Origin of the sequence: Variovorax sp. 350MFTsu5.1, assembly GCF_048302515.1 — a bacterium.
In the GTDB taxonomy this organism is placed as follows: domain Bacteria; phylum Pseudomonadota; class Gammaproteobacteria; order Burkholderiales; family Burkholderiaceae_C; genus Variovorax; species Variovorax guangxiensis.
The window spans coordinates 4,965,999-4,986,160 of sequence record NZ_CP157620.1 but is presented as its reverse complement, the minus strand read 5'-3'; the positions used below and the strand labels follow the sequence as shown (position 1 = coordinate 4,986,160).

14 protein-coding genes are annotated in these 20,162 nt (G+C 69.7%); 2 read left to right on the top strand and 12 right to left on the bottom strand.

The genetic code is table 11. The features are described from left to right. Positions 1–179 precede the first annotated feature (179 nt). Positions 180–377 carry a hypothetical protein gene (locus tag ABL843_RS22645; RefSeq protein ID WP_184641513.1) on the bottom strand — a complete coding sequence of 66 codons (198 nt, stop codon included), beginning with the start codon at positions 375–377 and terminating at the stop codon, positions 180–182. Between the two features lie 252 nt (positions 378–629). Here ABL843_RS22645 and ABL843_RS22640 point away from each other — a divergent pair, with 252 nt between their 5' ends. Further along, complete coding sequence (locus ABL843_RS22640) at positions 630–1,280, top strand: low molecular weight protein-tyrosine-phosphatase (protein WP_418117401.1); 651 nt, start codon at positions 630–632, stop codon at positions 1,278–1,280. Here ABL843_RS22640 and ABL843_RS22635 read toward each other — a convergent pair. The 11 genes from ABL843_RS22635 to ABL843_RS22585 all read right to left on the bottom strand — a co-directional run bounded on the left by ABL843_RS22635 (position 1,246) and on the right by ABL843_RS22585 (position 19,026). Beyond that, positions 1,246–7,500, bottom strand: a complete 6,255-nt coding sequence (locus tag ABL843_RS22635) for an autotransporter outer membrane beta-barrel domain-containing protein (RefSeq protein ID WP_418117400.1) — start codon at positions 7,498–7,500, stop codon at positions 1,246–1,248. The two genes, ABL843_RS22640 and ABL843_RS22635, sit on opposite strands and share 35 nt — an antisense overlap. A gap of 158 nt (positions 7,501–7,658) precedes the next feature. Beyond that, on the bottom strand, positions 7,659–8,093 hold the full coding sequence (locus tag ABL843_RS22630) for an acyl-CoA thioesterase (RefSeq protein WP_418117399.1): 435 nt from the start codon (positions 8,091–8,093) through the stop codon (positions 7,659–7,661). Then, complete coding sequence (locus ABL843_RS22625) at positions 8,093–9,394, bottom strand: TRAP transporter large permease (RefSeq protein WP_418117398.1); 1,302 nt, start codon at positions 9,392–9,394, stop codon at positions 8,093–8,095. Before ABL843_RS22625 ends, ABL843_RS22630 begins: the two co-directional genes overlap by 1 nt. Beyond that, on the bottom strand, positions 9,391–9,915 hold the full coding sequence (locus ABL843_RS22620; RefSeq protein WP_418117397.1) for a TRAP transporter small permease: 525 nt from the start codon (positions 9,913–9,915) through the stop codon (positions 9,391–9,393). The genes ABL843_RS22625 and ABL843_RS22620 overlap by 4 nt, the downstream gene beginning before the upstream one ends. Before the next feature lie 3 nt (positions 9,916–9,918). Beyond that, complete coding sequence (locus ABL843_RS22615; protein ID WP_418117396.1) at positions 9,919–10,971, bottom strand: TRAP transporter substrate-binding protein; 1,053 nt, start codon at positions 10,969–10,971, stop codon at positions 9,919–9,921. A 45-nt stretch (positions 10,972–11,016) separates the two neighbouring features. Beyond that, entirely contained in the window at positions 11,017–12,252 is a 1,236-nt protein-coding gene (locus tag ABL843_RS22610; RefSeq protein WP_418117395.1) for an alpha-hydroxy acid oxidase, read from the bottom strand. 6 nt (positions 12,253–12,258) lie between these two features. After that, positions 12,259–13,239, bottom strand: coding sequence for a Bug family tripartite tricarboxylate transporter substrate binding protein (locus tag ABL843_RS22605; protein WP_126024307.1), 981 nt, complete (start codon positions 13,237–13,239; stop codon positions 12,259–12,261). 38 nt (positions 13,240–13,277) lie between these two features. Beyond that, positions 13,278–14,894, bottom strand: coding sequence for an indolepyruvate oxidoreductase subunit beta family protein (locus tag ABL843_RS22600; protein ID WP_418117394.1), 1,617 nt, complete (start codon positions 14,892–14,894; stop codon positions 13,278–13,280). A 14-nt stretch (positions 14,895–14,908) separates the two neighbouring features. Next, the gene (locus ABL843_RS22595) at positions 14,909–17,068 is read right to left on the bottom strand and encodes a thiamine pyrophosphate-dependent enzyme (RefSeq protein ID WP_418117393.1); all 2,160 of its coding nucleotides are present in this window, start codon (positions 17,066–17,068) and stop codon (positions 14,909–14,911) included. 99 nt (positions 17,069–17,167) lie between these two features. After that, positions 17,168–17,773, bottom strand: a complete 606-nt coding sequence (locus ABL843_RS22590) for a c-type cytochrome (RefSeq protein WP_369661299.1) — start codon at positions 17,771–17,773, stop codon at positions 17,168–17,170. Between the two features lie 38 nt (positions 17,774–17,811). Continuing rightward, positions 17,812–19,026 (bottom strand): PQQ-dependent sugar dehydrogenase, encoded by a 1,215-nt coding sequence (locus ABL843_RS22585; RefSeq protein ID WP_206169551.1) that lies wholly within the window; start codon positions 19,024–19,026, stop codon positions 17,812–17,814. A gap of 120 nt (positions 19,027–19,146) precedes the next feature. Here ABL843_RS22585 and ABL843_RS22580 point away from each other — a divergent pair, with 120 nt between their 5' ends. Beyond that, a complete protein-coding gene (locus tag ABL843_RS22580; protein ID WP_418117392.1) occupies positions 19,147–20,061 on the top strand; it encodes a LysR family transcriptional regulator in 915 nt (304 codons plus the stop codon). Positions 20,062–20,162 lie beyond the last annotated feature (101 nt).

The following is a 20,162-nucleotide window of genomic DNA, read 5'->3' as shown; positions in this document are numbered from 1 at the left end:
CCCCGGCATCGATCAGCCGGCCGGGCTCAACCCTCTGCGAGGCGCGGCAGCGGGCCGCGTCGTTGTTGGAATAGGTCTTGGCAAAGGGGGCGCGCTATGGCGCCAACAAGAGGCGGGGTCCATGGTGTGCTCCTGGGTTGCTTGCGGATTGCTCGAAGAGAAGAGTGGCGGCGCGCGCTTCAGCGGCGGGGCACGCAGATCGGCTGCAGCAGCAGATAGCTGCGGATGCGGCGCGTGGTCCAGAGCGCGGCGGCCTGGTCGAGCCTGGCATCCACGGCAGGCGCTGCTTCCGCCGCCGCAGCGTGCGCAGGCACGTGCGCCGACGGACGAACACGCGGCTGTTCGTGCGGCTGACGACGAAGATGGAAGTGACGCATGACAAGGCTCCTTCGCACAGAAGGGCCTCGCGCACGGACGCACGCAAGCTGACTGAAAAAGTCAGTGACGAGAACGACGGAAATCGGGAGGAGGGGAGCCGCTTGCCGGAATGGCAAACGGGTCACGCTGTGTGCAACGACCGGCACGCAGCGCGGGGGAAGCCTGCGCTAGAGGGCCGGATGTGTCACGCCTGCCGAGGCACGCGTCTTGTCACTGATCCAACTGGCACTGTCCACGCACGGGGCTCCGAAATGAAGATTTCCGGATTGTTGCACCGCATCACAGGGTGCGTCAACCCGCGGGACGGTGTTTTACGATGCGATTCGCGGGCTTATTGCCTCCATGTTGCGATTGGCCTGCAGCATTCGACGCGAACCTTTCAATCTGCATTCAATTCGATGAAGACACCGTCAGTCTTGTTCATCTGCACGGGGAATATCTGCCGCTCCCCGACAGCCCACGTTCTCCTGATGCACAAGGCTCGCGCAGCCGGCTTCGATGTCGAAGTCGACAGCGCCGCCATCTCCAATGAAGAGTGCGGCAACCCGCCGGATCCGCGCTCCGTGGCCGAGGCCAGGCGGCGCGGCATCGAGATGCACGCGCACTGCGCGCGGCAGGTTCGCAAGTCCGACTTCGATCGCTTCGAACTGATCATCGGCATGACCGCGCAGCACTGCGCGGCGCTGCGCAGGCTCGCGCCCGCCAGCACGGCCGGCAAGATCCATCTGTTCACCGAATACGCCGACGGCATCGAGGGCGATGTGCCCGACCCGTGGTACGGCGGGCAGAAGGATTTTGTCGAGGTCTTCGACTTGATCGACCAGGGCGTGGATGGCCTGCTCGCGCGACTGCAAGCCGACGCCGGGGCTACCAGCGCACCCGCACGCCCACCGAGGCGTTGAGCGAGCTCTTCATGCGCGTGTCTCCGCCGGTGGCCCACAGCTTGCCCAGCTCGCCGTAGATCGCCGTGCGCTCGCCGAGTGCGAGGGTGAAGCCGCCGGCCAGTTCGGTGCTGGTGCCGCCTGTTTCGCTGGCGATGCCGGTGCTGCCGGCCGGCCCTGTCAGGCGCGCGATGTCGGTGCCGCTCGATGCGCGGTTCACGTTGATGCGCGCGTAGGGCTGCAGCAAGCCGGCACCGGTGGCGATGGAGCCCTTGATGCGCACGCCGGCGCGCGCGATCAGGCCGTCGTGCGTGTCCTGCGTGATCCACGCGCCGGAGATGCTCGCGCCGTCCATGCTCAGGCGCTGGTGGATGAGCTGCAGCTGCGGCTCCACGCGCCAGCCGCCGCCGATGTCGAAGGCCTTGCCCACTTCCAACGAAGCCAGGAAGCTGTCGCCCTTGCCCGAGCTGCCCATGCTCGCAAGCGGCCGCGCGGTGTAGCGGTGCTGGCCGCCTTGCAGCACGATGTCGGTGTACCAGCCGGCATCGTTGTGCCAACTGGCGTACACCCCGAGGTAGCGGCTGCGCAGATCGCTGCGGCCCACGCGCAGGCCCTGGATGCCGCTGGCGAAGCCGCGCACGTCGACGTCGCCCTCGAGCTGGCCGACGTAGATGCCGGCACGCCAGTTCGCATCGGCCCACAGGTCGGTGCCGGCCTGGAAGCCGGTGAGGCGGCCCTTGCTCTCGGGGCTCACGGTGCCGCGCTGGCGCACGTCGATGTCGGTGCTCAGCACGCGGCCCCATGCGCGGCGTCCGGCGTAAGTCGTCGTGTCGCCGGCGTCGTTGGGCTGCCGCATCTCGTCGCCGCCGCGCAGGTGCAGGTTGCCGAGCATCGCGACATTGGCCTGGCGCAACTGCTGGGGCAGGGCGGCATAGAGCGGAACTTCGGCGCGATAGGTCGGCAGGCCCGGCCCGCCCGGTGCACCTGGCACGCCGGGGCCGCCCGCGCCCGTGGTCGAGCGCAGGTACCAGTTTTCGCCCGCACCGTTCGCATCGGCGGGATAGAGGCGGTATTCGTAGGCACCGGCATCCACGTGCCCGCCGGCGAGCGTGAAGGCGTCCCTGGTGGTCTGCGCGGTGGTGGTCGCGCCGTTGAGGGCGCTGATCACCTCGATGCCGTTGCCGGTGGTCAGCGCGCCCAGGCCTGCGAGATTGACGATCTGCACGGTGGTGCGGCCGCTGGCCGTGGCGCCGGCGCCGTCGAGCACCAGCCGGTCGGACGGGCCGCTCGCGTTCAGCACCGCGCCCAGCCGCAGTACGCCGTTGTTGCCCACGTAAGGCCCGGTCACGGTGAGGCTGGTGCCGGCCGTCGCGCCCGGCAGCGAAACCGTGCCGCTGTTGTTCAGCGACGCGACGGTCTGGTTGAAGCCCGCGAGGTCGAGCGTCGCGCCCGCGGCCACGCCGTGGGCCGAAGTCGCGCTGAAGGCGTTGGCGGCACCGGCCTGCAGCGTGCCCGCATTCACCTGCGTCGCGCCGCCGTAGCTGTTCGAGCCGGCGAGGGTGAAGGTGCCGGTGCCCTGCTTCACGACGCTGCCGCTGCCGCTCAGGCTGCCGCCGAACGTGGTGTTGGTGTTGTCGCCGCCGGTGGTGAGCGTCGCGCTGCCCAGCTTCAGTTCGCCGCCCGCGCTGCCCCCGCCCGAGAGCGAGCCGATGGTCTGGTCGAAGCCGTTCAGGTCCAGTGTGGCGCCGGCCTTGTCGGCCAGCGCGATCGTCGCCGCCGGGTTCAGCAGATCGGCCGCGCCGAGCCGCAGCGTGCCGGAGTCGACCACCGTGGCACCCGTGTGGGTGTTGGTGCCGGCCAGGGTCAGCGTGCCCTGGCCCGATTTGACGAGGGTGCCGCTGCCGCCCAGCGTGCCGCTCGCGGTGAAGTCGTGGGCCGCGTCGACGACCTCGATGCCGCCGCCCGCCGCGCCGATGTCGATGTCGCGTGCCGTACCGGCGAAGCCCGTGCCGGTGATCTGCAGGCGCCCGCCGTCGAGCGCGAGCCCGCCGCCGGCCGCGCCGAGGTTGGCATCGGCGGAAACCGACAGCACGCCACCCTGCACGGTCGTGCCGCCTGTGTAGGTGTTGGTGCCGCCCAGCACCAGCGTGCCCGCGCCTGTCTTGGCGATGCCCGCGCTGCCGTCGATGGCGCTGTTCACCGTCGCGACGAAGCCCGTAGAGGCCGCGCTGCCGTCGCCCACGCGGATCTCGGCCTTGCCGCCGCCGGTGCCCAGCAGCGTGAGCGCATCGCCGGCCAGCGTATAGCCGCCGCTGGTGAACTGCATGCCCAGCGCCTGCACCGCGCCACCGGTCTTGTCGATGGTCACGGTGCCCGGCGCGCCGCCGAAGATGGCGAAGCCCGGCTGCGGCTGCATGGGCACGGTCACGGTACCGGCCGCGTCGGTCCAAACCGGGCTGGTGGTCGACCACGTGCCCGTGCCGCCGCCGGATTGCACCGGGCTGGCCAGGCCGTCGGCGTTCCAGAAATTCAGCGTCAGGCCGGTGGTGTTGAGCAGGTTGAAGCGCTTGTCGGCGCTGAGGTTCTGCAGCAGCACCGTGCTGCCGCCCGGCAAGCCGCCGAGCGAAAGGCTGCCGGCGCCCGTCAGCGAGCCCCCGTAGTCGACGAGCCGGTACACGCCGGGGCCGAAGCTGCCGGCGTTGGCGACGTTCAGCGTCACCGCGCCGCCGAGCGACAGGTCGCCGCCCACGCTCACGCTGTCGCTCGCGCCCGGCGTGCTGAAGTTGGGGCCAGGCGCGCCGAAATCGAAATCGAGCGTGCTGCCGGCGGCGAGCGAAAGATTGCCGCCCACGGCCAGCACGCCAAAGCTTCCGGCGGTGCCGGCGCCCGGAGCCAGCTTCGCGCCCGTGTTCAGGGTGACGTCGCCGCCGATGCGGCCGGTTCCGCCCAGCGTGGCGCCGGTCAGCACCGTGACCGCGCCGGTGCCCGTGGCGCTGCCGCTCGCATTGGTGGCCAGCAGCGTGCCCGAAGCGACGGTGGTGGTGCCTGCATAGGCGTTCGCGCCGCCAAGGCTCAGGATGCCGGTGCCGCTGTAGCTGAGGCCGGAGCCGCCACCGATCACGCCGCCCAGTGCGATGTTCTTCGCGCCCGTGACGCTCAGCGCGCCATTGAGCGTGACGTCGTTCGCCAGCGCGACGTCGGCGCTCGATGTCAGCGTGGCGGCGCCGCTCACAGTCAGCGTGCCCGTGCCCAGCGAGGTGCCGGTGCCCACGCCGAGCGTGCCGGCCTGCAGCGTCACACCGCCGCCGAAGTTGTTGGCGCCGCCGAGCACCAGCGTGCCGGCGCCGGTCTTGATGAGGGAGCCTCCGCCGCCGATGGGCCCGTTCAGCGTGAGATCGTTGGCGCCGCCCACCGTCAGGCCCGCGCCTGTGCCGAGCGATACGGCGTTGACCAGCGTCAGGGCGCCGGCCGCGCTTTGCAGGCCGGCGTTGCCCGTCACGCCGAGGGTGCCGCTGCCCAGCGAGGTACTGGTGCCCAGCGAAAGAGTGCCGCCCGCCAGTGAAACGCCGCCCGAGAAGTCGCTCGCGCCGTCTAGCGTGACGCCGCCGGGACCGTTCACCGCGAGCGCGCCGGCGCCGGTGATGGTGCCGCCCAGCGCGAGCGCGTTGGCACCGGTCAGGCTCAGCGTGGTCCCGCTGCCCAGGGTTACGCCGTTGCCTAGCACGATGCCCGGCACGTTCGCCGTGAGGCTCGCGTTGCCTGTCACGGCGAGCCCGCCGGTGCCCAGCGCGAGGTTGTTGCCCACGCCGAGCGTGCCGCTGCCCAGCGTGACGCCGCCGCTGAAGCCGGCGTTCGCAGCGTTCAGGCTCAGCTTGCCCGTGCCGTTGAACGACAGCGCACCAGCGCCCGACACCGGCCCGCCCAGCGCGATGTCGTTGCTGCCGCCCACATCCAGGCCCGCGTTGAGCACTACCGCGTTGCCCAGGTTCACACCCGCGCTGGCATCGAGCGTGGCCGCGCCGTTGACCGTGAGCGCGCCGAGTCCCAGCGAGGTGTTGGTGCCCACGCCCAGTCCGCCGCCCAGCAGGTTCACTCCGCCGGCGAAACCATTGGCGCCGCCCAAGGTGAGCTTGGCTGGCCCCGACTGCGTCAGTCCGCCGAGGCCGCCGATGGTGCCGTTGAGCGAGAGAGCGCTGCTGCTCGCAACGTTCAGCCCCGCATTCAGGTTGAAGTTGTTGGTCAGGCCCACGGGCGTATTCGCTGCCAGCGAACTGGCGCCACTCACCGTCACCGCGCCCGTGCCCAGCGCGAAGTTGTTGCCCACGGTGAGCTGGCCGCCCCCCAGGTTGAAGCCACCGCTGAAGTCGTTGGCACCGTTGAGCGTGAGCCCTGGCGCGCCGGCCAGGCTCATCCCGCCCGCGCCGCTGATCTTGCCATTGAGCGTCAGCGCACCGCCGCTTCCGCCGCCGCCCAGGTTCAGCGTGTTGTTGAGCACGATGTCGTTGCTCAACGCGAGGCCGTTCTTGCCGGTCAGCGTGGCGGCGCCATCGACCGTCAATGCGCCGGAGCCGAGCGCGGTTGCGGAACCGAGGTCTATCGAGCCGGCCTGCAGCACGGTGCCGCCGCTGTAGTTGTTGGCGCCGTTCAGCACCAGGTCGCCGCTGGCGAGCGTCAGGCTGCCGCCCCCGTTGATGTTGCCGTTCAAGCTCAGCGTGCCCGCGCCGTTGAGCGTCAGCGCGCCGTCGAGCTGCACCTGATTGGTCAGCGTGCCGGTGAAGGCGGTGTTGAGCGTGGCGGGGCCGCCGACCAGGAACAGGCCCGTGCCGAGCGAACTCGCGTTGCCCAGCGTCAGGCCGCCGCCATTGAGGGCCAGCCCGCCACTGAAGTCGTTGTTCCCCGACAGCGTGAGCGCGCCGCTGCCGTTCTTGATCAGCCCCCCGGCGCCGGTGACGGTGCCGCCGAGCGTCAGGGAGTTTGCGCCCTGAACGATCAGGCCGCCCGTGAGGCTGATGTTCTGCGTCAGCGTCAGGCCTGCCACCGAGGCCTGCATGGAACCACCGTTCGCCGTGAGCGTTCCGGTGCCGAAGGACAGCGCATTGTCGAAGATCGCGGTGCCGCCGTTGAGCGCGGCCGCGCCGCTCACCACGGGGCCCTCGAGCGTCCAGGTGCCGCTGTTGACGACGAGGTTCTCGAAGTTCAGGTACTGCAGGCTCGAGACCGTGCCCGCGCCGCCGCTGCCGGAACCAGGCCCCGCCACGGTGTTCTGCAGCACCAGCGTGTCGTTGCCCCCTATGCCCGCGTCGACCGTACCCCCGGCGGCGAAGGTGAGGAAGCTCGGCGGCACCGCGGGCGTCGGAATGGTCACGCCGGGCAGCGGCACCAGCCCGCCGTTGATCGACGAGCCCGTGACCGCCACGAAAGTGTCGTTGCTCAGCGTCGTGCCCAGCGAGACGCTGCCGTTGATCGTGCCAGCGTTGACGAAGGCGTTGCCGCCGCTGTCGGGGCTCTGGAAGGCCACGCGGCCGGTGATCGTTCCGGTGTTGGTGAAGTTGACGTTGCCGCCGCCGTACACGGCGACGGCGATCGAGTTGATCGGATCGAAGAGCCCGAGCGCGCTCATGCCGATCGTGCCGCTGTTGTTGAAAGTCGTGGTCCCGGTGGTGGCGATGACGGCCGCCGCGCCCAGCAGGCCGAAGGTGCCGTCGAAGGTGCCTTCGATCATGCCCTGGTTGTTCACCGTGACGTTGCCGCTGCCGGGCACGACCAGGTTGCCGATCGTGAGGGCCCGCGAGAGCACGAGGGAGCCCGCTGCGTTGGCGTCGATGGCGCCCAGGTTGTTGAGCGTGATGCCGTTGCCGCCCAGCGTCATCGCCGTGCCGCCCGGCAGGGTGCTCATGATGCCGCCCGACTGCACCGTGACGGCAAGACCGTTGGCGTTGCTCAGGAAGCTGTTCGGGTTGGGGGGCAGCAGGATCGGAACGCCGGTGCAGGTGACCACGTCGTTGTCGACAGGCGAGGCGGGCGTGCAGGCCGCGAGCGCCGTGCCGCCATGCAGTGCCAGTGCGGCCAGGGCCGCGAGGGCCCCGAGCGCCCCGAGCGCAGGAGCTGCGCCCCTGCGCGCGGTGCGCCTTCGTCCCCTGACTGCTGTCCCTCCGGAACCGCTGGCGCTTTTCGCCAGTTCGGAAACCACGCGATACCGGCTCTGCCGGCGGTCGAAGATCACACGGTAGACATGGTTCACGGCTCGCCTCCAAGCCTTTGTAATGCGTGTGATTATTTGTGAGGCATGGGCGAGGTGAATATCTGCCGAAAGGACTCAGGACGCGTGATGCGGCAAGAGAAAGAAGAAATATGGCGTAGGTGAAAACCAGCGCCGCGCAGGTGGCGCCGGCTTCGCGGCTATTCGCAGAGCACCCGTATGGAAGGCGGAATCGCCACGGCCCGGATCCCGCCGCCTTCGCGCTTCGCCCCGAAGATGCGCACTTCCTCGCACTCCAGGACCAGCTCGCTCCCGCGCGTCACGCGGTAGGTCTGCACGAAGCTCTTCTCGCGCCACTCGGTGATGCGCACCGCAATCTGCAGCGTGTCGCCGTAGCTCGCGGACTTCACGAAGCGCGTGTGCGTGTCGACCAGCGGCGTGCCGATCACGCCCAGCGTCTCGGTCGTTTCCTCCCAGCGCGGCACGCCGCATTCGGCGAAGAAGTGGCGCGAGGCCGCATCGATCCAGCGGAAGAAGTTCGGAAACCAGACGATGCCGGCGGGGTCGCAGTCGCCGAACTCCACGCGCACGGTGTAGACGACTTCCTTGGTTGCGTTGGTGCTTGTATTGCTCATCAGCCCATTCTCGTCGGCAGCCACAGGGCGATGATGGGGAACGCGATCAGGATCACCAGCCGCACGATGTCGGTCACGATGAACGGCAGCACGCCCTTGAAGATGGTGGTGAAGCTCACGTCCTTCACCACGCTCTTGATGACGAACACGTTCATGCCCACCGGCGGGTGGATCAGGCCGAGTTCCACCGTCATCACGATGATCACGCCGAACCAGATCGGGTCGAAGCCCAGGTGCACGATCACCGGGTAGATGATCGGCACCGTGAGGATGATCATCGCCATCGCGTCCATCAGGCAGCCCAGCACCAGGTACATGAGCATGATGAGCGCGAGCACGCCGTAGCGGCCGATGCCCAGGCCGGTAAGAAACTCGGTGAGCTTCTGCGGGCTCTGCGTGATGGTGAGGAAGTAGCCGAACAGCAGCGCGCCGATCAGCACGGTGAACACTGCCGCCGCCGTGCGCGTGGCCGACAGCAGCGCCTCGCGGATCTTCGGCCCGTCGAGTTTGCGCCGTACCAGCCCGAGGATGAAGGCGCCGCTCGCGCCCACGCCGCCCGCCTCGGTCGGCGTGAAGAAGCCGCCATACAGGCCGCCGATGACGAACACGAACAGCACCAGCGGCGCCCACACGTTCTTCAGGTCCTTCAGGCGCTCCGACCAGGGCTTCACCTCGCCGCCAGGCAGCCAGCCCGGCCGCGTCTTCACGATGACCGCGATGGTCAGCACGTACATGGCCATCGCGAGGATGCCCGGCACGATGCCCGCCATGAAGAGCTTGCCGATGTCCTGCTGCGTGAGGATGGCGTACACCGCAAGCACGGTCGATGGAGGCAGGATCGCGCCCAGCGTGCCGCCCGCGGCGATCACGCCGGTGGAGAAAGACTGCGGGTAGTTGAAGCGGCGCATCTCCGGATAGGCCACCGCCGAGAACGTGGCGGCCGTGGCCACCGACGAGCCGCAGATCGCCGCGAAGCCGCCGCATGCCACCACGGTGGCCACGCCCAGGCCGCCACGCAGGTGGCCGATCATCGAGTTGGCGGCCTTGAAGAGCTCGCGGCTCACACCCGAGACCGACACCAGCGCTCCCATCAGCATGAACATCGGGATCACGCCGAAGGTGTAGTCGGTCACGGTGCGCATGGAGGTCTGGCCCACCAGCTTGAGCGCGGGGCCCGGCCCGACGAGGTAGCTGTAGCCCACCACGCCCACCAGGCCCATCGCCATGCCGACCGGCACGCGCAACAACATCAAAGCAAAGAGGGCGACGAAGCCCAACACTGCGACTGCATCGGGGCTCATTCGTCGGCCTTCTGTTCTGCGTGAACTTCTTCGAGTTGTTCGGGATGGAAGATCAGCCTGTAGGTGCGGATGGCGATCAGCAGCACGGCGCACACGTCGCCGGCCCAGGCCACGGCGTAGAACGGCCAGGTCGGGATGTTGAGGTCGTAGGTCTGCACGTTGTCGACATAGGTGCCGCGCACCTTGTCGAACAGCATGATGGTCTGCACCGCCACCACGAAGAGCAGCACCAGCGTGGCGAACACGTCGATGGCGCGCTTCATGCGCGGGCTCGCCGCCGTCCACACCAGGTCGACCGTGATGTGGCCGCCCCGGTAGCTGGTGGCCGCGATGCCCCAGAAGATCAGGATGCCCAGCAGCATGCGCCCGAAGTCGTAGGCGTCGGGAATCGAGGTGTCGAAGAACTTGCGCAGCACCACGGCCACGAAGATGTTGAGCGCGACGATCCCCACGAAGATGGCGGCGAGCCATTCGATCGTGTTGATCGCGCGGTCCATATAGCTGGCGGACCGTGTAGCCATCGCTCAGAGCGCCGATTTGTACTTGGCGAGGCTGGCCTTCAGCGCGTCCATGACGGCCTTCGGATCTTCACCGGCCTTCTTCACGCCCTCTGCCCACTGCGCCTCGGCGGGTGCCGCCGCCTTGCGCCATGCATCCAGCTGATCGGGCGTGAGCTTGTAGATCTCGTGGCCCGACAGTGCCGCCATCTTGGCGTGGCCCGCGAACTCGAAGTCGGCCCACGGTCCGGCCACCTTCTGCGCCCATTCGCTGGTGCAGTGGTCGTCGATCACCTTCTTCTGTGCGGCGGACATGGCGTCGTACTTGCCCTTGTTCATCACCCACACGAAGGGCGTGACGTAAAGCGGCACGTCCATGTGGTACTTCACCACCTTGTCGATGCCGAAGAGGCCGATGGAGCCCCACGGGAAGGTGATGGCGTCGGCCACGCCGCGCTCGAGCATGTCGCGCGACTCGGGGGCCGAGGCCTGCACGTTGGTGCCGCCCAGCGAGGTGATGAGCTGGCCCACGGTGCTGGTGGCCGGGCGCACCTTCATGCCCTTGACGTCGCCGGGCACGGTGATCTTCTTGCGCGAGTGGAAGGTGCCGGGGTCGTGCACGAAGGCGAAGCAGTACTTCACGTCCTTCATTTCCTTGGCCGCGTAGTTGCGGTACCAGGCATCGATGGCGGCGGAGCCTTCCTTGCCGTTGGCGAACAGGAAGGGCAGCGACGCGCCCGCCATCACCGGGAAGCGGCCCGGCTGGTAGCCCGGGTTCACGTACGAGAAGTCGGCGATGCCGTCGCGCGCCATGTCGTAGTGGTCGAATGCCTTGCCCAGCTGCTCCGACGGGAAGAGGATCGCGGTGATGGTGCCGCCCGATTCCTTCTTGATGTCGTCGGCCCACGCCTGCAGCGCGGGGTTGAGCGGGTGCTGCGCGGGTACCCAGCTCGACAGCTTGAGCTGCACCGGCTTGTCCTGCGCCTGCACGGCCGGGGCGGTCAGCGCGAGGGCTGCGGTGGCCGCCGCGAGGCTCGTGGCCAGGCGACGGGACGGACGGGATTGGCGATTGGCTTTCATGGTCTCCTTCGTTGTGTTGTGTGTCTCTACGAGTGAATCCGCAATCTAGGCAGCCGCGTGCGCGGGGTAAATGGAGGCTTTCCCGTGCGCCTGCACGGGTGCGGGCCCAGCCTGTTCGGCGTGCGAACGCGGCGCATGCATTTCGACGTGCCGGCGCCCGAGTTCGCCCACGCGCGAGGCACCGAGCAGGGTCATCGTGCGTTCGGTTTCCTGCGCGAGCAGCTGCAGCACCGAGAGCGCGCCCTGTTCGCCGCCGCAGGCCAGTCCGTAGACCGGCGCGCGGCCCACGAGCGCCGCGCTGGCGCCGAGCGCGAGCGCCTTGACGATGTCGCTGCCGCGTCGCATGCCGCTGTCCAACAGCACCGGAATGCGGCCGCCGACCGCATCGAGCATGGCCGGCAGCGCGGCGATGGTGGCCGGCGCGGCATCCAGCTGGCGGCCTCCGTGGTTGGAGACCACGATGCCGTCCGCCCCATGCCGCAGTGCGCGGCGCGCGTCCTCGGCGCCCAGCAGGCCCTTGACCAGCAGCGGCCCGTCCCAGAGCCTGCGCAGCCAGCCCAGGCTGTCCCAGGTCAGCGTGCGGTCCATGGCGCGCGAGAGCAGCGCGGCCTGCGTCTGCGCGGAGACCGGTGCGCTGTCTTCTTCATCGGGAAGCAGGTTCGCGAACTGCGGCATGCCGCCGCCGGCCTGCCGCAGCAGCCACGCGGGATGCCGCGCCATGTCGAGCACCGTGCCGGGCGTGAGCCGCATGGGCACACGGAAGCCGTGGCGCAGGTCGCGCTCGCGCAGGCCGCTCACGGGAACATCTACCGTGAGCACCAGCGCCTCGAAGCCTGCATTGCGCGCGTGGCGCACGATGCGCTCGGCGATGGCGCGCTCGCCCATCACGTACAGCTGCATCCACAGCGCGGCATCGGGCGCGGCGTTGCGCACGTCCTCGATGCGTGTGTTGGAGGCGGTGGAAAGAACGAAGGGCACGCCGGCCGCCTGCGCCGCGGCGGCCAGAAGCGCGTCGGCGCGCGGGCGCACCAGGCCGGCCAGCCCGATGGGCGCGATGCCGAAGGGCGCGCGCCAGCGGCGGCCGAAGAGTTCGATGCCGATGTCCACCTTGCTGGTGTCGCGCAGGCATTCGGGAATCAGCGGCAGCGCTTCGAGCGCGTCGCGGTTGCGCTGCATGCAGCGCTCGTCTTCCGCACCGCCGTCGATGTAGTCGAACACCAGCCGCGGCAGCGCGCTTCGGGCGCGGCGCCGGTAGTCTTCCACGTTGAGCAGTTGGGCCATCCTTGCTCAGTCCGCCGCGATCCGGCGTTCGCGGATCAGCGCGCCGAAGCGCTGGAAGTCCGTCGCCGCGCGCTGCTGGAACGCAGCCGGCGAGCCGGGCTGCGGCTCGCCGCCGATCGACGCGATGCGCTCCTGCACGGCCGGCAGCGCGAGCGTGCGGTTGATCTGCGCGTTGAGCTGCGCCACCACTTCGGGCGGCGTTCCGGCCGGAGCGTAGAAGCCGAACACGGTGTCGGCGTCGAAGCCGCGCAGCCCGGCCTCGTCGAGCGTGGGCACGTCGGGAAAGAGCGGCGAGCGCTTCGGGCTGCCCACGGCCAGCAGCCGCAGCTTGCCCGCGCGCACCTGCGTGAGCGCGATGCCGGGGTCGAAGGCGTAGTCGATCTGGCCGGCCAGCAGGTCCTGCAGCGCGGGCGCGGCGCCGCGGTAGGGCACATGCAGCGCGAACAGGTTGGCCTGCGTCTTGAACATCTCGCCCGCGAGGTGCGGCGAGCTGCCGTTGCCCGGCGAGCCGTACGACAGCTTGCCCGGGTTGGCCTTCACGTACGAGATGAACTCCTTCACGTTCGCCGGCGGCAGCGAGGGCCGCGTGACCAGGAACACCAGCACGCGCGCGGCGGCCGCCACCGGCACCAGGTCCTTCGCAGGGTCGAAGCTCATGCGCGAGTACAGGTGCGGGTTCACCGACACCATGCCGCCAGAGCTCATCAGCAGCGTGTAGCCGTCGGCCGGCGCGCGGGCCACGGCCTCTCCGCCGAGGTTGCCGTTGGCGCCGGCGCGGTTCTCGATCACCACCGGCTGCTTCAGCGACTCCTGCAGCGGCTGCGAGATGGCGCGCGCGATCTGGTCGGCCGCGCCGCCTGCGGGGAAGTTGACGATCACCTTGATCGGCTTGGCGGGCCATGTTGTGTTGGCATGCGCCGGGGCGAGCATGGCAGCGGCGGCCAGTGCCAGCAGGCATCGTCGCCAGGGAAGGGCGGGGCGGGTCATTGGTCTTGTCTCCTTTTCTTGTATTTCGCTGCGTCCGGTCAGGCCTTGACCGACGGGGGGCGCTTCATCCAGCGGATCGGCTGCGCCTGCACCGGTCGCGGCGCGGCGCCGTGCGCGGCCAGCGTGGCGTCGAGCGCCTTGCCGCCCTCGTCGGCCAGTGCCGCTTCGCGCGCCGCCGCGATGGCCGTGGCGCGCGCGGGGGCGGGCAGGGTGTTGCGGCCGGCGAGTTCGTCGATCACATGCAGCAGGTTGTGCTTGCCGCGCTCGTTGGTGCTGCCGTAGCCCTTGATGAGCCGTCCGCACAGCGCCAGCTCGTGGCCCAGCGCCCAGGTCTCGCGCGTGCCTGCTTCCACGGCCTTGAGCCAGCGTTCGATGAGTGCCTGCTCCTGCGCGAAGCGGCTGCCCAGGCGGCGCAGCCAGCGCAGCGAGGCCAGCAGCCGCAGCGAGGCCATGCCCAGCACCGAGTGGCTGCCCACCTTCAGCGGCAGCGCCCACGGCGCGAGGCCGCGCGACTGGCGGCCCCGGTCCCAGGCCGTGACGCGGCGCGAGAGCGAGGGCGGCAGCAGCGCCGCGAACTCGGCCGCGCCGGGCTTGAAGTGGTCGTAGACCTTCACGATGTCTTCCTTGCCGGCGCGCACCTCGCGCCGCACGCGCTGCGCGCGGCTGGCGCGGCCCTTGAGCGCGGCCACCCGCACGATGTCGTCGAAGGCCATCCACAGTGCGAGCCAGCGCGCGGCCTCGCGGGTGATGGCGAAGCCCCGCGCGCCGGCCGGATCGGCGGCGCGTTCGGCATCGAGCAGGCGGCCCAGCCGCTCGGCGTAGAGCGATGCGTAGGCGGCGTCCTGGTAATCGAGCACGCGGGCATGGCCCAGCGCGAGCATGTCGTGCACGGCCGGCGGAAAGCGCCGTGCCAGGTCGGAGGGCAGGGCCGCGGGGGGCGGCGGCGCGTCGTTGGTGTCGCCGGCCATCACGCTGCTGACGAAGGCGGCCTGCGCGCGCGGGGCGTTCACCGCGTCGAAGGCCGAGGCGAAGCCGCGCAGGCTGGCGGCGGCCATCTTGCTGAGCTTCTCGGGCGCGCTGGTGTCGCCGCCGCGAACGACGTGCTCGTAGGCCTCGCGCGGGAACGGGAACAGCCCGCTGCCCGCGATGGCGCCGAGCATCACCGCGCTGACCACCGTGCCGCTGTCGCGCGCGATGGCGTTCATGTCGAACACATGGTGCTCGCGGCTGAAGGCCTTCACCACGTCGAGCAGCCGCTGCGCGTCGGCGCGGCCGTCGCCGGGCACCATGCGCTCGGCGGTGGTGAGGATGCGCGCCGACGAACTGATGACCAGCGTGCGCTGCGGCGCGCTCATGCCGTTGCCGATCTGGCGCGCGGTTTCCAGCAGCTCCGAGGAGACGATGGCATCCAGCGCGCCCGGCACGGGGCTCAGGCTGAACACCGGGCGGCGCCCGCCGAGCTGCGCGAGCGGCACGGGGAACACTTCGATGTAGTAGGTGGTGGCGCCGGTGCGCTGCGCCACGCCGGGAATGGACGTGCTCTGCGCCGCGTAGCCGGCATGGCGCGCGGTGTCGACCAGCCATTCGGTGAGCACGCCGCCGCCTTCGCCGCCGAGGGCGCAGACGAGCAATGTGATGGGGCGGTTCTGTTCCATGGTTTCCTCGCCCCTCATGCCGGTTGCAGTGCGCGAACGAAGGCGCCGCGCAGGCCGTGAAGAAGCCGCTCATGCCACTTCGGGTTCTGCACCACCTCGGCCCGGTAGAAGCTCGGGCACAGCGTGGCCGCGTGCGCATTCGCGCCGCACAGGCCGCAGCCCACGCAGCCGTCGATGACGGTGGCGACCGGGTCCACCTTCAGCGGATCGGGGTTGTCGCGCAGCGTGAGCGTGGGGCAGCCCGACAGGCGGATGCAGGCGTGGTCGCCGTTGCATACGTCCTCGTCCACGCCGTACTTCACGCGCACCACGCGCTCGCCCTTCTTCAGCAGGCTTGAGATCCACGGCTTGATTCGGCGCTGCCGCTCCAGCTGGCATTCGCCCTCGGCGATCACCACCTTCAGGCCGTCGAAGTCGCTGGTGAGCGCCTCGGTGAGCGTGCGGCGCATGCGCTCCACGTCGTAGGTGGTCACGGTGCGCATCCACTGCACGCCCAGGCCCTTGAGCGTGGCCTCGATGGTCTGGTTCTTGTCGACCAGGCTCTGCTGCTTGTCCTCGGCGCGTTCCTTGATCTCGTCGTCCGGCGTGGAGATGATGTCCTGCGTGCCGGTGGCCGAGGTGTAGCCGTTCTTGAAGATCAGCAGCACCGCGTCGTCGCCGTTGAAGAGCGCGCTCTGCACGCCGGTGAGCAGGCCGTTGTGCCAGAAGCCGCCGTCGCCCATGATCGACAGGGTGCGCCGGTTCATCATCGGCGCCACGCCCGCGCGGCTCGCGAGGCTCATGCCATAGCCGAGGATGGAATGGCCCATCGAGAAAGGCTCGAAGGTGCCGAAGGCATGGCAGCCGATGTCGGCGGCCACGTGCACCGGCCCGGTCTCCTGCTGCGCCAGCTTGAGCGCGGAGAACACCGGCCGCTCGGGGCAGCCGACGCAGAAGCTCGGCGGCCGGTTGGGCAGCGGAGAACTCAGACTGCGCGCCACGGCCTCGCGGCGTTCGCGGTTGCCTGCCAGCCAGGCTTGCGCCGAGTGCGAGGCCTCGTCCGGCTCGATGTACTTCGCGGCGAACGCGCCGATGCCCGCCGAGAGCACCTCCACGCCGTACTCGCCCGCCGGGGGCAGCATGTCCTTGCCGTGCAGCGGCGTCTGGATGTCGCGCCGGCGCAGCAGCGTGGCGATGTCCTGCTCGATGTACTCGGGCTGGCCTTCTTCCACTACCAGCACCGCGCGTTTGCCTACGCAGAAGTCGGCGACCTGCGCGGGCACCAGCGGGTAGGTCACGTTGAGCACCAGGATCGGGATGTCCGTCTCGCCGAAGGCGTCGGCCAGGCCCTGCTGCTGCAGGCTGCGGATCAGCGCGTTGTAGAGCCCGCCCTGCACCACGATGCCGAGGTCGGCATGGCGCCGCCCGGGCATCAGCTCGTTGAGGCCGTGCTCGGCGATGTAGCTGCGCGCGGCCGGGATGCGCGCATCGCCCTTGAGCTTCTCGTGCCTGAAGGTGACGGGCGGATGCGCGAGGCGCATGTAGTCGAAGCCGGCGGGCTCCTCCATCAGCGAGCGCGTGGAGACGGTGGGCGCGACGTTGTCCTTGCACTCGAAGCTGCCGCGCACGTGGCAGGTGCGGATGCGCAGCTCCATCAGGCAGGGCATGTTCGAGCTTTCCGAGAGGCGGAAGCCTTCCTCGACCATGCGCACCATCACGCCGAGATCGGGCCTCGGGTCGAGCAGGCACATGCTCGACTTGAGCGCGTAGGCATGCGTGCGTTCCTGGATCACGCTGGCGCCTTCGCCGTAGTCCTCGCCCACCACGATGAGCACGCCGCCGGTCACGCCCGGCGACGACAGGTTCGACAGTGCGTCCGCCGCCACGTTGGTGCCGACGATCGACTTCCACGTCACCGCGCCGCGCAGCGGGTAGTGGATGGAGGCGCCGAGCATGGCGGCGGCCGAGGCTTCGTTGGAGCAGGCCTCGACGTGCACGCCCAGTTCGTCCATGTAGGCCTTGCCCTGGACCATCACGTCGAGCAGGTGCGACACCGGCGCGCCCTGGTAGCCGCCCACATACGCCACGCCCGACTGCAGCAGGCCCTTGGTGATCGCGAGGATGCCCTCGCCGTGAAAGGTGTCGCCCGCGCCGAGGCGCAGCATTTCCACTTCCTTGCTGAATGAAACTTCCAAGAGATTCGGCTCCGATGTTGAGGGGGTTGTTCGGGATTCGGGGTGAGCCGTGCCCGCACCGCGCTCGTCCTGCGGGTGCCGCACGTCGGGTGATGGCGTCTATCTGGGGGGCGAAGAAGTCGGCTTTGCGGCGGCGCCGGGGAAGCGCGCCACGTAGTAGGCAAGGGTGTCCAGGTCTTCAGGCGACATGCGGCCCACCGCCTCGCTCATGGCCTGCGTGTAGCCCGGGCGCTTGCCCGTGCGGAAGCCCTGCAGGGTCAGCTGCAGGTAGTCCTCGTGCTGCTGCGCGATGCGCGGCACCTGCTGCCCGCCGGCCAGGTCGGCGCCATGGCACAGCAGGCAGCGGTTCTCCTGCGCCAGTGCCTGGCCGCGTGCCATGCGCGCCGCGTCGGGCGGCGTGGCCGGCGGCGGCGCGGGCACGGCGGGCAGGGTGGCGATGAAGTCCGAGAAACCGCGCAGGTCCTCGTCCTTCATGGTCTTGGCCACCGCGCTCATCGCGGGGTTGTCGCGCCGTCCTTCGCGGAACAGGTAGAGCTGCGTGATGGCGTAGAACGAATGCTGCCCGGCGAGCACCGGCGTGCCCGCCATGTCGCTACGGCCGTTGGCGCCGTGGCACGAGGCGCACAGCTCGGCGTAGCGCTGGGCGTAGACGCTGCCCTTGGTGCCCTGCGCACCGGCCGGCGATGCCGCCGCTGCCACGGTCATTGCCGCCACCGCGCATCGGAAGAGAAGGCTCGCAGGTGTCATCGGCCACCGTAGCTGATGCGGTAGATGGCGCCGGCGTGGTCGTCGCTCACGAGCATCGAGCCGTCCTTCAGCACCAGGAAGTCGACCGGGCGGCCGAGGTAGTTGTTGTTCTCGACGAAGCCGGTCATGAAGGGCTCCACCTTCGCGCCACCCTTGCCGTCGGGCCAGGCGACGGCGATGTCGGCGTACTTGACGGTGCGGTTCCACGGGCCGTGGCGCGCGATGAACATGGCGCCGCGGTACCTGGCCGGGAACATCTTCCCGTTGTAGAAGGTCAGGCCCAGCGCGGCGGCGTGCGGGCCGAGCAGTGCGGCGGGCTTCTGGTAGTCGCTGCAGCTCTTGCCCCAGCCGAATTCCGAGTCGAGGATGTTGCCCTGGTGGCAGTACGGGTAGCCGAAGTGCTGGTCGGGCCTGGTGACCACGTTCAGCTCGTCGTTGGGCAGGTCTTCGCTGAGCCAGTCGCGGCCGTTGTCGGTGAACCAGAGGTTGCCGGTCTTGGGGTCGAAGTCGAAGCCCACCGTGTTGCGCACGCCGCGCGCCACGGTCTCGATGCCACTGCCGTCGGGGTTCATGCGGAAGATGCGCGCATGCGCGTCGTCGGGTTCGCACAGGTTGCAGGGCGCGCCCACGGCGTAGTAGAGCTTGCCTTCGTGCATGCGCAGGTAGCGCCAGCTGTGGTCCTGCCCGCCGGGCAGCTTGTCGTTGAGCACCACCGGCGCGCCGGGGTTGTCGAGCTTGTCCTCGATGCCGTCGTAGCGAAGGATCTGCTTGTGCGTGGCGAGGTAGAGCGCGCCCTTGTCGAACTCGATGCCGGTGGCGAACTCGGTCTTGTCGATGATGGTCTTGGGCTTGCGGTCGCCCTTCTCGGCGATGGCGTAGACCTTGTTGCCCACGAAGAGCGTGCTCACGAACACCGTGCCCTTGGCGCCCTGGCGCAGCTCGCGCGCGTCGAGCACGCCCGAGGCCCAGGTCTCGACCTTGAAGCCCGGCGGCAGCTTGAACTTGGCCGTGGGCAGCTGGTCGGGCGCTGTCGGAATGGGGAAGGAGGGCACCGGTGCCATGCGCGTGGCCGCCTCGGTCTTCGGCCGGCCCTTGGCCCAGCCAGGTTCTTCGGCCGGCGGCTGTTGCGCGGCGGCGGTAACGGCGGTGCAGAGCAGGGCGGCGAGCGCCGCGTGCGCGCGGAACGCGCGGAGTGCACGAATCGGGGCCATGTCTCGTCTCCTTCTTGTCGTGGGGCGCCGGCCGGCGCCTTTCGAGGGGCGATCCGGACAGCGCCCGCCAGTGTGCGTGGCGCCGCCGCCATGCTCAATAAAATGATCGAGCTAAGTAATATGAATGGCATGCATATGGACGCGCTCGATCTCAACCTGCTGCGGCTCTTCGACGCGGTCTACCGCGAGCGCAACGTGAGCCGCGCGGCCGAGTCCCTAGGCCTCACGCAGCCGGCGGCCAGCCACGGGCTGGGGCGGCTTCGGCTGCTGCTGGCGGACGCGCTCTTCACCCGCGCCCCCGGCGGCGTGGCCCCCACGCCGCGCGCCGACCGGCTCGCGGTGGCGGTGCAGGCGGCGCTGAGCACGCTGGAAGAGGCGCTGCACGAGCCCGACCGCTTCGAGCCCCAGGTGTCGCGCAAGACCTTCCGCATCCACATGAGCGACATCGGCGAGGGCCGCTTCCTGCCGGCGCTGATGGCGCGGCTGCGCGAGCTGTCGCCGGGGGTACGGCTGGAGACCATGCCGCTGGCGCCGGGCGACGTGGCGGCCGGCCTCGACAGCGGCAAGGTCGACTTCGCCTTCGGCTTCCTGCCCGGCGTGAAGGACACCCAGCGCGCCCAGCTGCTGAAGGACCGCTACATCGTGCTGCTGCGCAAGGACCATCCCTTCGTGAAGCGCAGGCGCAGCGGGCAGGCGCTGCTGGAGGCCCTGCAGGAGCTCGACTACGTGGCGGTGCGCACGCACGCCGAGACGCTGCGCATCCTGCAGTTGCTGAACCTGGAAGACCGGCTGCGGCTGACAACGGAGCATTTCATGGTGCTGCCGGCCATCGTGCGCGCGACCGACCTCGCGGTGGTGATGCCGCGCAACATCGCGCGCGGCTTCGCGCAGGAGGGCGGCTACGCCATCGTGGAGCCGCCGTTTCCGCTGCGCGACTTCACCGTGTCGCTGCACTGGAGCAAGCGCTTCGAGGCCGATCCGGGCAACCGCTGGCTCAGGCAGGTCATCACGGAGCTCTTCTCCGAGAAACCGTGAGCGGGCCCCGGATCGGGGGCGCGGTTATTCTTGGGCAGGCGCCCTTCCTTGCTGCCCGCGCCTTCAGTTGCCCCCCGATTGCCTCCGAATGTCCGTTCCGT

Excerpts from the sequence above, each read along its gene's own strand:
- ABL843_RS22620 (WP_418117397.1), bottom strand. The coding sequence starts at position 9,915 with ATGGCTACACGGTCCGCCAGCTATATGGACCGCGCGATCAACACGATC.
- ABL843_RS22590 (WP_369661299.1), bottom strand. The coding sequence starts at position 17,773 with ATGACCGTGGCAGCGGCGGCATCGCCGGCCGGTGCGCAGGGCACCAAG.
- ABL843_RS22615 (WP_418117396.1), bottom strand. The coding sequence starts at position 10,971 with ATGAAAGCCAATCGCCAATCCCGTCCGTCCCGTCGCCTGGCCACGAGC.
- ABL843_RS22580 (WP_418117392.1), top strand. The coding sequence starts at position 19,147 with ATGAATGGCATGCATATGGACGCGCTCGATCTCAACCTGCTGCGGCTC.
- ABL843_RS22610 (WP_418117395.1), bottom strand. The coding sequence starts at position 12,252 with ATGGCCCAACTGCTCAACGTGGAAGACTACCGGCGCCGCGCCCGAAGC.
- ABL843_RS22605 (WP_126024307.1), bottom strand. The coding sequence starts at position 13,239 with ATGACCCGCCCCGCCCTTCCCTGGCGACGATGCCTGCTGGCACTGGCC.
- ABL843_RS22625 (WP_418117398.1), bottom strand. The coding sequence starts at position 9,394 with ATGAGCCCCGATGCAGTCGCAGTGTTGGGCTTCGTCGCCCTCTTTGCT.
- ABL843_RS22600 (WP_418117394.1), bottom strand. The coding sequence starts at position 14,894 with ATGGAACAGAACCGCCCCATCACATTGCTCGTCTGCGCCCTCGGCGGC.
- ABL843_RS22630 (WP_418117399.1), bottom strand. The coding sequence starts at position 8,093 with ATGAGCAATACAAGCACCAACGCAACCAAGGAAGTCGTCTACACCGTG.
- ABL843_RS22645 (WP_184641513.1), bottom strand. The coding sequence starts at position 377 with ATGCGTCACTTCCATCTTCGTCGTCAGCCGCACGAACAGCCGCGTGTT.
- ABL843_RS22585 (WP_206169551.1), bottom strand. The coding sequence starts at position 19,026 with ATGGCCCCGATTCGTGCACTCCGCGCGTTCCGCGCGCACGCGGCGCTC.
- ABL843_RS22640 (WP_418117401.1), top strand. The coding sequence starts at position 630 with ATGAAGATTTCCGGATTGTTGCACCGCATCACAGGGTGCGTCAACCCG.